Here is a 12,686-nt window from a genome sequence, read left to right as displayed (position 1 = left end):
TTTTACACATATCATTTAAACTCATATTTTAAACATGTATCCTAAGGGCTTTAAAATCACCTGATATTTCAAAATCACCCATGGCAGCAGGTATAAATACAGAATTCCCTTTTATTAATTTTTCACTGCCGCCTTTATAATTAATTTCACATTCCCCGTCTAAAACAACATATATTATAAATTTTGAACCATCAGCCTTATCAGGTATTTTCCCCTCCACATAATATTTTTCAATTATAAAATATTCATTATTAATTAACTCCGACTTTTTAGCCCCGTCATTTATAGAAAAAAACTCTTCTTTTATTTTTCCAATCTTTTTACTGTTTTTAAAATCTATAACCTCTATAGCCCTGTCCACATGAAGTTCCCTAGGCTTTCCGTCCTTGCCTGTTCTGTTATAGTCATACACCCTGAATGTGAGGTTGGAATTCTGCTGTACTTCCGCAAGTATTATCCCTTCCCCGATGGCATGTACCACACCTGCCGGGATATATATAGTATCCCCGGGATAAACCTCAATATAATCAAGGCAGTCTTCAACGGTACCTTTCTCAACATTCTTTATAAAAATATCCCTGTCCACACCTTCCTTTAGGCCGTACACAAGCTTTGCACCAGGCTTTGCCTCAAGGATGTGCCACATTTCATTTTTTCCGTAGTCATCACTTCCCATAAACTTTGCATATTCATCATCAGGATGTACCTGGACAGATAATTTGTCATTTGCATCAATGAGTTTGATAAGCAGCGGGAACTTTTCCATGTATTTCTCCGGAATGCTATTACCCATTACTTCTTCCGGACGCTCTTTAATTATCCTGCTTAATGTTAATCCTCTAAATTTTCCGTTTTCAATAACACTCTCCCCGTCAGGGTGGCAGGAAACTTCCCAGCTTTCAGCAACACTTCCGGAAAAACTTTTATTGTACTTTTTTAAATTTTCACCGCCCCAGATATAGTCCTTATACACAGGTTTGAATTTAAAAGGATACATCATTACTGACACTCTCCTTTCATTACATATTTAATGTAATCACATATTTATATGTAATCACATATTCATATGTTAAAGATATACTGACATATAAGACCCAAATATGAATTTAAGGCTGCACACCTTTTACTTTGCATCATTTATCATACCTTTATCTTAATTTAAAAGTTTTACTGTTTATCACATTTAAAAGCTTTAAAATAATCTTTATAACCTTAAATAAAGCTATTTTTTCTAAATAAAACTATTTTTTGTTTTTGGAGGAAAGCATGAGCAAAAAAGTTACCATGGAAACCATCGCCAAAAAACTTGGAATAAATAAAAATGCAGTATCTTTGGCTTTAAGGAATATACCCGGGGTTAGCGAAGAAACCCGCAAGCCGGTTATTAAAACTTCCAAAGAAAATTGTAATTGATCACTATAATAGATATGTCCATGGCAGAAACTCAGGACTATGATGTGGTAATTAAAAGATTAAAAGAAATACTAAAGCTTCCAACTGCCTTCTTTTGCTGTAATGACATTGAAGCTATTACTATAATAAAAGGTCTCTCTTCAATGGGCATAAAAATACCGGAAGATATATCAATTATCGGGTTTTTGACGATATTGAATTGTCAAAGAACATTTCACCAAAACTAACCACCATGCACATCCACAAAGAACTATTAGGAGAAATGGCGGTTAGAAAACTTATTTCACAATTGACTCAAAAAATTATATAAAGGAAAAAATACTGATGTCTGCTGATTTAGTTGAAAGACAATCTGTTAAAAGGGTATAGTCTCACCTATAAAGGTGAGACTTTTTTATTGTTTTTTCACTGCTTTATTGTACAATTCTATATATTCTTTGGCTGATTTTTCCCAGCTAAAATCCAGGGACATACCGTTATACATTAAATACTCCCATGTTGCCCTATGATAATAGTAGTGTACCGCCTGTTTAACTGCAAAAAGCATATCATGGGCATTGTACCTCTTAAAGGTAAACCCGTTTCCTTCCCTGGTAATCTCATTATACTGTGTTACTGTATCCTTTAAGCCTCCTGTTTCCCTTACAATGGGTATTGTACCATACCTTAAACTGAACATCTGGCTTAAACCGCAGGGTTCAAAAAGAGAGGGCATCAAAAACATATCCACCCCTGCATATATCCTCTGTGCAAGCACTGCATCATATTTTAAATGAACAGAAAGCTTATTAGGACATTTTCCCTCATAGTACTTTAACATCTCTTCATACTTCCGCTCACCTGCACCAAGAATTATAAGCTGTATATCCATTTTTAAAAGGTCTTCCATCACAAAATCTATAAGGTCAAAACCTTTTTGGTCAACCAACCTTGATATAATTCCAATAATAGGGATATCAATTCTCTCCTCAAGTCCCACTGACTTTTGAAGCATGTGCCTGTTCACAAGCTTTCCTTCCATATTGTCTTTGCTGTAGTTTGCAAAAATTCTTTCATCTGTGGCAGGATCGTTTCTCTCCATATCAATGCCGTTTAAAATACCATAAAGGTCGCCGGATCTCTTATTTAAAATGCTGTTTAAATTTTCTCCGTAAAAATCAGTTTTAATCTCCTCCGCATAAGTTTTGCTTACTGTATTTATAATATCAGAATAAGCTATACCTGCCTTTAAATAATTTACCTTGTCATAAAACTCAATCCCGTCAGCTGTAAAGTAATCCCAGGAAAGTCCTAACAGCTCCCCAAGCACTTCTTTAGGGAAAACCCCTTGGTACTTAAGGTTATGTATGGTGTAAACAGTCCTTATATCCCGGTAAAATTCCAAATGCCTGTAATGTGCATTAAGGAGTAAGCTAACAACCCCCGTCTGCCAATCGTTACAGTGGATAATGTCCGGTTTAAAATCAACAACAGGCAAAAATTCTATTACTGCTTTGCAGAAAAAAGCAAACCTCTCTGCTTCATCATTATAGCCGTAGTACCCGTCCCTGCCAAAATAATATTCATTGTCCAGAAAATAATATACAACTCCGTCCTGCTCCAGCTTTAAAATAGCACAAAACTGATGCCTCCATGAAACGTCAACATATATGTAGCCTAAATATTCCATCCTGTCAACATACTCTTTGGGTATGTTTTTGTACTTAGGCATAACAACTCTTATATCCTGGCCTAAAGTACCTAATGCCTTAGGAAGAGAAGCAGCTACATCAGCTAATCCCCCTGTTTTTGCAAATGGATCAACTTCTGATGATGCAAAAAGAACTTTGTAATTTTTCATAAAAGACCTCCTGCGTATTATTTTTTAATGCCTAACGTATTATTTTTAAAAATGCCTGTCTTGATTTACCTTTGATTCACCTGAAAAAGGCAGGTTTTTTTGACGTGCTTTTTTTATTATAAACAATTGCCTCACTTATATTATAATAAACATTTTAAATAAGTAAATGATTTTTTACATAAATTATAAACATCTTTTTTAAAATTTTTCAATATGCAAGAAAAAATGAAAATCAGCATTAGAAAATAAAAAAATTGAAGGCGGGAATCTCTCCCCGCCTTATTTTTAAGAAAATATAGTTTTAGTTTATATTTGTCTGAAGCCTCACATCAAAGTTCCTAATATCCGATGCCATCTTTATGGACAAACGCAGGAATGTTATAAATGCTATTATAATAGCTAAAAGACTAATTTGGGTTATTCTTTTTCTTATACCTGTTATGTGGCTTACTGCTACTTTTTTCTCAATTCCATTAGCCCACATTCCGACTATCTTGCCCTCACTGTTTTTAATTGGCACATATTTTGTTATGTATTTTTTGCCGTCGATAGAGGTTTCTGATATGTATTCATTTCCTCCTTTTAAAACATTTTCTATAACCTTGTTAGAGGCTTTAGCCCCTAAAGGTCTTGTCCCGTCGGATTTTAAAATGTTTGTAGAAACTATTGTATCCCACATAAAAATGGTTAAAAAGGAGTTTATATCAGAAGTAATCCTGTCTGTTATGTCAAAATCCCCGTATAAGTTCTTCTCTCCTTTATACAAGGAGTTATATTTAGCTATCCAGTCGCCTTCATATATCTCATCAATTAACATATACCCTAATTCTGAATTAACTGTCAGTATGTTTTCTATATTATCATTTTCAAGCTTACTAACTACATTACCAACGGTAAAGCCCTGTATAACAAACCAAATCAAAAAGAATGTAAATGTCAGCAATAAAGACATCATTAAAACTTTTTTCTGTGTTTTATCGCCGCCGGAATCAGATTCAATAAATGAAACTTTAAGAGTATCTATATCGCTAAGATATTTTTTTGAATATAGCAGCAGTATTATACAGCCTAATATACCACAGAGTATGGAAACCACAACAATGGATATCCTCATTGTAAATATTTGTTTAGCCTGTTCCCCCACATAAGCTTTTGGCATGGCAACAGACCACATTCCAATTATTTCATCTCCACTGTCCTTTATAGGCATGTATCTTACAACATATTTCTGACCGGCAATACTTTCTACATTCCTGTATACAGAACCGTTTTCTAAAACCCTTTTTGCTACATCCCCCGGCGCCTTCATCCCGACAATTCTTTCCCCTTCATTGTCTAAAATGCTACTGGTTACTATTTCGTCTTTAAGATATATAGTAGCAAAGGTGTCTATATTTCTTTTTATCTCATCTACAATTTCATAATTGTAGCTTATGGGTTTCTCCCCTAAAAACAGCCTGCCGTCTTTAACATTCCAGTTGCCTTCATACCTGCTCTCAATAATGTCAAGGGCAAATACCGAAACAGAATCTAATTTTGCAAACATATTGTCTTCTATTAAATTGTTAACTCTGTTGTCTGTAACAAAAAATACGGTGGCTGTAAATAGTATAATGATGGCAATAGAAACCCTCATTAATTTCTTTCTCAACCTAGGCTTGTTTTTCATCCTCACATCTCCTCCCAATATAAAAATAAACATTATCCTTTTAAAAAATCATCTTATAAACCCCTAGAAATGCACTTATTTTTTAAATCCATTATTGAAGGCGCCCTTTGAAACTGCAAAATTATATTTCTATAAAAATTATAATTCTCTATTAAAAATGCAAATATATATTTCTAAACACAATACTACACTATGTAGAAAAAATTTGCAATACCTTTTTAAATCCGTCTCATTTAAAACCAGTTCCAAGGCTCTATGTTAGGAGGGTTACATTCAAATTTTAGATTTTTTTTAGTTGTAGGGTGGGTAAAACTTATTTCACAAGACCATAATGCTATTTGCTGCCCGGGAAAATTGACGGCCTTTCCGTATTTCTGATCCCCATATAAAGGATGACCTGCACCGGAGAATTGAACCCTTATTTGGTGGGGACGCCCGGTATGTAAGTTTATCTTTACCAGGCTAAAATTTCTGCTTTCACTTAAAACACTGTACTCTAAATAAGCATATTTTGCTCCTTTTGTGTTTTCATCCACTACATTTACAATATTGTTTTTTTTATTTTTTAGTAAATAGTCTTCCATTTTCCCCTTTTTATCTTTTAAAACACCGTGGACAACAGCTAAATATGTCTTATAAAACTCCCTTTTTCTTATGGCATCAGAAAGCCTTGACGCTGCTTTAGAAGTCTTTGCAAACACCATTACACCGCCTACCGGGCGGTCTAACCTGTGAACAAGCCCTAAATATACATTGCCGGGCTTTTTATATTTTTCTTTTATATATTTTTTTAAAACCGTCAGCAAATCCTCATCGCCTGTAGAGTCCCCCTGAACAGGCATATTAACAGGTTTTTTTACCACCAACAGATGGTTGTCTTCATAAATTACATCTATGGCACTTTTTAATGTCATCCCTTTGCCTCCCAGCGCCCATAAATACCGCAAGGCAAAATAACACCTGTCTTGGTGGCAGGTATTCCCACTTCCCCACAGGTAATGGTGCCCTTGTACTTCTTTTGAACCGTCATTTTAAGAATATTTGACATTACTGTTGGAGAAAAACCCGTTGTATATGAATTTATAAGGAAAAACAAAGGTTTTGGGGACAAAACTTTCAAACACTCTTCTACAAACATAAAAAGAGAATCTTCTATCTTCCACAGTTCACCCCTTGGACCCCTGCCATAGGAAGGGGGATCCATAATTACAGCATCGTATTTATTTCCTCTGCGCTGCTCTCTTTTAACAAACTTAATGACATCATCAACTATAAACCTCACCGGTCTGTCTGAAAGACCGGACAGAGCCAGGTTTTCCTTTGCCCACTTTACCATTCCCTTAGCAGCGTCAACATGGCACACTGAAGCCCCTGCATACGCTGCCGCCACAGTGGCTCCTCCTGTATAAGCAAACAGGTTTAAAACATTAATCTTTCTTGGGGAGGAACTAATTTTTTCTATTATCCAATCCCAGTTAACCGCCTGCTCCGGAAAAATTCCGGTGTGCTTAAAACCTGTTGGTTCCACAAAAAAAAACAGCCCCTTATATGAAATTTCCCACCTTTGGGGTAGCTTCTTTTTAAAACTCCATTGTCCCCCGCCTTTTGAACTTCTATGATAAACGGCATCCGCCTTTTTCCACAATCCGCTTTCTTCCCTGATGGGCCAGATAATTTGAGGATCCGGTCTTCTTAAAATATATTTTCCCCATCTTTCTAATTTCTCCCCATCACCAGTATCAATAAGTTCATAATCTTTCCAATCTTTTGTAATTAACACAATTACTCCTCCATTTAAATCGTTTAAATTATATATCTGTATATATCTGTTTAAGTTATATATCTGTTTATATATAGATATATCACTGCATAAATATATTACTGTATAAATATATCTTTTATTCACTCTTTTTTTCACAGTTTTTTTAATAACCGCTTTACCTAAACCACTTTTATTAAAACTTTGCTGTTATACTTTATTTTCTGCTATTATATCATTTTACTATAGGTCTTTTTTACCCGCAAATCTTTTTCTATATCCGCTATAAATTATTTACTATAAATCTTTTTCTGTTTTCTCTAAAACGGCTTTTTGAGCTTCTTCAATTGCTAACTTACAAAAATATTCCTGACAGTTTAACCTTTCCTTCCCCTTTCTGCTCACCTTTAAATAATTGCCGTCCTTATCCAGCATCCTGCCTTTTTCAGTATCCTTAAGACAAGCATCCAATATTCTCATTAGTCTCTTTTTAATATCAGGGTCTTCTATGGGAAACAGTATTTCAACCCTGCGGTTTAGATTTCTTCCCATCCAGTCTGCACTAGACAAGAATACCAGCTCTTCACCGTCATTATAAAAATAATATATCCTCCTGTGTTCCAAAAAACGCCCCACTATACTCTTTACCCTGATTCTCTCACTAAGTCCTTCAATCCCGGGTCTTAAGCAGCATATGCCCCTTACTATCAAATCAATTTCAACCCCCGCCTGGGAAGCTTTATAAAGCTCATTTATTATCCCCTCATCCACAAGGGAATTTAAATTGGCAATTATCCTGGCTTTCTTTCCTTCCCGGGCATTTACAGCTTCCTGGCGTATAAGCTTTTCAAATTTCTTCCTCAACGTAACAGGTGCAACAGCCAGCTTATACATTTTGTTTAGTTTTGAATACCCTGACAGCATATTAAAAATTGCCGATGCATCTGCACCAAAATAAGGATTTGCTGTAAACAGCCCTAAATCCGTATAAATTTTTGCCGTTATATCATTGTAATTTCCGGTACTCATGTGGACATATCTCTTTATGCCGTCTTCTTCCCTTCTTACCACCAGAAGTATTTTGCAGTGGGTTTTCAAGCCCACCAGACCGTATATTACATGGCAACCTGCCATTTCAAGGCGTTTTGCCCATATAATATTGTTCTGCTCATCAAATCTGGCTTTAAGCTCCACTAAAACCGTAACTTGTTTTCCATTTTCTGCAGCCTGGGCTAAAGCCTCAACAATAGGTGAATTTCCGCTCACCCTGTACAAAGTCTGCTTTATCGCCAAAACATCCGGGTCATTGGCTGCCTGCCGTACAAACTCAATTACAGGGTAAAAGGTCTGATAGGGATGGTGAAGAAGTATATCCTTTTGGGAAATTACGCTGAAAATATCTTCCTTGCCAATGAGCTCTGGCACCGGCTGGGGCACATACGCCGGATACCGCAAGTGGTCGTAGCCCTCTATTGACTGGACCTTCATTAAAAAAGTCAAATCTAAGGGTCCGTTTATTTCATAAACAGTTTCCCTGGGCACTTCAAACTCCCTGATTAGTATTTCTAAAAGCTCCGTCGACATATCTTTCTCTATTTCCAATCTTATAACCATTCCCCATTTTCTTTTCTTAATATACTGCTGGATGGCTTCTAAAAGGTCATCTGCTTCCTCTTCATTAAGCCCCTGGTCGGTATTTCTGGTAATGCGGTAGCAAGCCATGGTTATAATATTATGTCCTTCAAAAATAGTTTTAATATACATTTTTATTATATCTTCCAGCAATATAAAACACTTTTCATCATCTTCCCCCGGAAGCTCAACAATCCTGTCTAAAACTGAGGGAACCTGTACTGTTGCAAATATTGGTCCTTCATTCTCCTCCTTATTTTCTAGAAGAAGTGCTATATTAAGGCTTTGATTTAAAACAAGAGGGAAAGGTCTGCTCCTGTCCACCACCATTGGAGTAAGTACAGGATAAACAGTATTGTAATAAAATTTATCAATAAATTCCTTTTGCTTTTCATTGAGTTTTTTAGGCTTTAATATAATAATATTTTCTTTTTTAAGGGCAGGTATTATGGAATTATTATAACACTTATACTGGTCCTTTATCATTTTATGAACCCTGAGGGCAACCAAATCAATCTGCTCCCTTGGGGTAAAACCCGCAATATCAGGTTCATTGTATCCCGCCAGCATCTGGTCAAACAAGGATGCAACCCTTACCATAAAAAACTCATCAAGGTTTGAACTTACAATTGACAAAAACTTAAGCCTTTCTAAAATGGGATTGGTATTGCTATTACATGCTTCATTAAGGACCCTCTCATTAAATTCAAGCCAGCTTAGCTCCCTGTTAAAATAATTTGTATTTAGTTTATACTCAAATTTTTTCATAAAAACATCAACCCCTACGTCTAATAACAGGTTTATATCCCATAACTTCTTCAAAAAAATCAGAATTGCTTGCAAAACTCCATTCTTCCAGCATAATATCCTCATCCGACCATACGTCAAAGTACAGCTGCCGTGAGCGCCTGCTAATTTCTACTTTCTTTATTTTTTGTTTGTGGGAAATATCCAAAGCTTCAGCTATCCTTAAAATTACCACAAGCTTTGAAACAATTATTTTCTCCCTGGCATCAAGTACATAGTAATTATCATGCGACAAATCAGGAATTTCATCGCTGTGGTACCTTGCTATATTTGCAACAATATTTAATTCACTGTCTGAAAGTGCCATAATATCCTGAAAACGGATTATGTTATAAGAGTGTGCATCGTGTTTGTTGTGATTTACATATTTTCCAATATCATGAAGTATGGCCGCCACCCTCAAATAAAGTTTTTCAGTTTCACCAAGAACATGAATATCCCTCATCTGGTCAAATATAGACATTGAAATTTCCTCAATAAATTTACTGTGAACTTCATCTATAGAATACTTTTTTCCAATATGCCATACAGAAGCAATTATGTCATTGTAGCTCTCTTTTTTGCCCTTGGTGTTAAATCTGTCATCCACCATATCAACTAAAAGACCGTGTCTTAAGGATACCATAGGTGCGTGTATTGTATTTGCATTGGTCATTTCCAAAAAACTATTAAACAGTATTATAGAGGGCACGAGAATTTCTGCCTGATGGCTGGAAATTTTAAATTCCTCTATTATCTGGGGGGTTGTCAGCCTGTAAACTCTATCATACAGATTTTTAAGCTCTTCTTTTTTTATTTTAGGTTTAAATTTATTGTCTTTTTTCTTAGAAGACAATTCTATAATGGTTTTTAATTCCCCTCCAAGACCAACAAAGCCCTTGATATTAAATTTAGGAAGTATTTGTTTCATAAAATCTATCCTGCTGTCAATAAACTCCTGCATTAATCCCGGAAAGTCAAGGCTTCTCCTTTCAAGACTGGCTAAAATCTCCTTAAGCCTTAAAGAACCGATTTTTAAATATTCAGTAAGCTTTAAATCCCCTTTGTCATATACTGAAATTTCCACGCCTCCTGAACGTATATCCACTATCAATGTGCCTTTATCTAAAAATTTCATTTCACTGGACATATAGTTTCTTATGGCTTTAGACATTAAAAATCGTTCCTGGGCGTTATTGATAACTTCAACTTCTAAACCCGTTCTGGTTTTTATCTGATCTAAAACATACTCCCTGTTTTCTGCTTCCCTAATCCCGCTTGTACTTACAGCCCTGTAGCTGTTAACTTTATAGTCTTTCATGACTTTCAAAAAACCTTTTAATGTCTCGCAGGTATCGTGAATTGACTCAAGCTGGATTCTCCCAAAGGAAAAAGTGTCCCTTCCTATGTAAGTAGGCATATACAAGTCTTCAAGAGGAATAATTTCTCCTTCTGATGTAACCTGTGCTATCATCATTCTGAGTGAATTTGAGCCTACATCAATAGCAGCCATTACTTCATGCTTTTCTTTACACATAAGGCTACATCCTTTCTTTATAAAATCGTCCTTTTTTAAAAATATGCCTGAAAAATAATAATTTTGAATATATTATATCATTTTATCCGTTATTTTTAAACTATCTCTTAACGATAGATAATATACATATTTTTATTGTTTCATTTACAAAATACTATTATAAATTTATAATAGTGTTTAAGTATAGTTTGCTATATTTTTTACATTGCAACATTTTTTGGTGAAAAATGCTTAAAATATTTTATATAAGGAGGAAAACAATGAAGAAAACCAAGCCTCGAAAAAAATTACAATTATACGGTTTTAATAACCTGACAAAAAGTTTAAGTTTCAACATATACGATATATGCTATGCCAAAGACCCTAATGACCGGAAAGGCTATATTGACTATATTGACGAACAGTACAATGCTGAAAGGCTGACTAAAATTTTAACAGATGTGGCATCAATAATAGGTGCTAACATCCTGAACATTGCAAGTCAGGATTATGAACCCCAGGGAGCCAGCGTAACAATGCTTATATCAGAAGAAAAAATTCTTGATGCACCTATAGATGAAGTCCAGTCTGAATCCCCCGGCCCGTTGCCTGAAACGATACTAGGACATCTTGACAAAAGCCATCTTGCTGTGCATACCTATCCGGAAAGTCATCCTGACGACGGTATCAGCACTTTCAGAGTAGATATTGATGTTTCCACATGTGGAAGGATATCACCTCTTAAAGCATTGAACTACCTGATACACAGCTTTGATTCGGATATAATTACAATTGACTACAGGGTAAGGGGCTTTACAAGGGATGTATCCGGAAAAAAGCTTTTTATTGACCATAAAATCAACTCTATACAAAATTATATATCCGCCAATACAAAAAATTTGTATCAAATGATTGATGTTAATGTATATCAAGAAAATATATTCCATACAAAAATGATTTTAAAGGATTTTGATTTGGACAATTATCTGTTTGGAATATCAAAAAAGGAGCTCAAGCCCGGTGAGAGAAGGAAAATAAAGGCGAAGCTGAAGAAGGAAATGACTGAAATATTTTACGGCAGAAATATTTAGTTTTAAACCAGTTTTAAACCAATGCATCGTACACTTTTAGCATTTTATCAACTATTCTTTTTTCTTCACCGCCAAGAACAGGCTTTATAATGCTGAGAGCCTGTGCAATTTTGTCTGCGTCAAAATTTTTTGCATATGTACTAAAATGCTTGTTAATATTGTTGCAGGCTTCTAAACACAGTTTGCCGTTCATTAATTTTGCCCCTAAAACTTTCCTCTCTTCCTGAGGTGCATATTGTGCAAGTATATCTAATATTTTACATGCACCGGTTAAGGGATTGGTTTTGTGCATCCCTTTTCTGTTTTGCTGTAAATAAAGCACTTCACTTATTTTTGCTGCTGCATATATTCCGTTTGCTATATTATACAGCGTACTATATCCCCTCAACGTTTTCACCTCTTTTAAAACTTATTTTGAAAATAACTTTAATTTTATAATATGAATAAGGGCCGTCCCCGGTTACTTTCTATAACCGGGTTTTTATAAAGCGGGATTTTCATAATACCGGGCTTTGACTTTTATAAGGCAAAAATTTAAAGGGGCTAAAAGCCCCCCTTTGATTTGAATTTACATAATTACAATGGCTGGTTGTTTTGGTTTACCTGCCATCCATATCCTTTTGTGCATTCCTCCAGAGCGTCACAGCCAAAGTCCACCCTTGGCCTTTTTCCTTTATTATGCATAAATATGCTGCTCAAAACATCCCCGCTTTCTGCCAACACTTCACATATGCAGTCAATGTCAACAAATTTAATGACGCTCCTGTTTACGCTGGCCATAAGCAAATTCCCCACAACAGCTTCAACACAAACGGTCTGCTTACACCCTGATCTTAAGACAATTATAACTTTTTCGCCCTTAAGGAGTTTAAGCAGTTTTTTTATGTTGTCAGGAAATTCATTCTGCTGTCCAAATCCAAAATTACCACAATACATAGTACAAACCTCCCATAGTAGTTTCTACTATATAATATGTTTAA

The 12,686-nt window shown here is 35.3% G+C and carries 12 protein-coding genes; 3 read left to right on the top strand and 9 right to left on the bottom strand.

All coding sequences use genetic code 11. From position 1 onward, the window contains the following. Window positions 1–28: 28 nt before the first annotated feature. Entirely contained in the window at window positions 29–1,000 is a 972-nt protein-coding gene (locus HVS_RS05160) for a type I phosphomannose isomerase catalytic subunit (protein ID WP_101299850.1), read from the bottom strand. Window positions 1,001–1,266: 266 nt separating this feature from the next. Between HVS_RS05160 and HVS_RS17090 the strand changes: the two genes are divergently transcribed. Further along, window positions 1,267–1,413 carry a LacI family DNA-binding transcriptional regulator gene (locus tag HVS_RS17090; RefSeq protein ID WP_242971693.1) on the top strand — a complete coding sequence of 49 codons (147 nt, stop codon included), beginning with the start codon at window positions 1,267–1,269 and terminating at the stop codon, window positions 1,411–1,413. Window positions 1,414–1,433: 20 nt separating this feature from the next. Then, window positions 1,434–1,640, top strand: coding sequence for a substrate-binding domain-containing protein (locus HVS_RS17085; protein ID WP_242971692.1), 207 nt, complete (start codon window positions 1,434–1,436; stop codon window positions 1,638–1,640). A 167-nt stretch (window positions 1,641–1,807) separates the two neighbouring features. On the opposite strand, the gene glgA is transcribed toward HVS_RS17085, so the two are convergent. The 6 genes from glgA to HVS_RS05125 all read right to left on the bottom strand — a co-directional run bounded on the left by glgA (window position 1,808) and on the right by HVS_RS05125 (window position 10,636). Beyond that, on the bottom strand, window positions 1,808–3,253 hold the full coding sequence (gene glgA, locus HVS_RS05150) for a glycogen synthase GlgA (RefSeq protein ID WP_101299848.1): 1,446 nt from the start codon (window positions 3,251–3,253) through the stop codon (window positions 1,808–1,810). A 301-nt stretch (window positions 3,254–3,554) separates the two neighbouring features. After that, the gene (locus tag HVS_RS05145; protein WP_101299845.1) at window positions 3,555–4,922 is read right to left on the bottom strand and encodes a cache domain-containing protein; all 1,368 of its coding nucleotides are present in this window, start codon (window positions 4,920–4,922) and stop codon (window positions 3,555–3,557) included. A 233-nt stretch (window positions 4,923–5,155) separates the two neighbouring features. After that, window positions 5,156–5,836: an RluA family pseudouridine synthase gene (locus HVS_RS05140; RefSeq protein ID WP_101299843.1), complete on the bottom strand. Its 681-nt coding sequence runs from the start codon at window positions 5,834–5,836 to the stop codon at window positions 5,156–5,158. After that, window positions 5,833–6,702, bottom strand: coding sequence for a class I SAM-dependent methyltransferase (locus tag HVS_RS05135; protein ID WP_101304080.1), 870 nt, complete (start codon window positions 6,700–6,702; stop codon window positions 5,833–5,835). The genes HVS_RS05140 and HVS_RS05135 overlap by 4 nt, the downstream gene beginning before the upstream one ends. A 276-nt stretch (window positions 6,703–6,978) precedes the next feature. After that, window positions 6,979–9,081: an RNA degradosome polyphosphate kinase gene (locus tag HVS_RS05130; protein WP_101304078.1), complete on the bottom strand. Its 2,103-nt coding sequence runs from the start codon at window positions 9,079–9,081 to the stop codon at window positions 6,979–6,981. A 7-nt stretch (window positions 9,082–9,088) separates the two neighbouring features. Further along, a complete protein-coding gene (locus HVS_RS05125) occupies window positions 9,089–10,636 on the bottom strand; it encodes a Ppx/GppA phosphatase family protein (protein ID WP_101299841.1) in 1,548 nt (515 codons plus the stop codon). A 260-nt stretch (window positions 10,637–10,896) separates the two neighbouring features. Between HVS_RS05125 and speD the strand changes: the two genes are divergently transcribed. Beyond that, window positions 10,897–11,706, top strand: coding sequence for an adenosylmethionine decarboxylase (gene speD / locus HVS_RS05120; protein WP_101299839.1), 810 nt, complete (start codon window positions 10,897–10,899; stop codon window positions 11,704–11,706). A 13-nt stretch (window positions 11,707–11,719) separates the two neighbouring features. Here speD and HVS_RS05115 read toward each other — a convergent pair whose 3' ends face one another. Both HVS_RS05115 and HVS_RS05110 read right to left on the bottom strand, forming a co-directional pair. Continuing rightward, window positions 11,720–12,094, bottom strand: coding sequence for a hypothetical protein (locus tag HVS_RS05115; protein ID WP_101299837.1), 375 nt, complete (start codon window positions 12,092–12,094; stop codon window positions 11,720–11,722). Between the two features lie 188 nt (window positions 12,095–12,282). After that, window positions 12,283–12,642: a hypothetical protein gene (locus HVS_RS05110; protein WP_101299835.1), complete on the bottom strand. Its 360-nt coding sequence runs from the start codon at window positions 12,640–12,642 to the stop codon at window positions 12,283–12,285. Window positions 12,643–12,686: the final 44 nt, after the last annotated feature.

The organism is Acetivibrio saccincola, assembly GCF_002844395.1.
Classification (GTDB): Bacteria; Bacillota; Clostridia; order Acetivibrionales; family Acetivibrionaceae; genus Herbivorax; species Herbivorax saccincola.
Note: the sequence above shows the minus strand (reverse complement) of the source record. Positions and strands in the feature narration are given on the sequence as shown.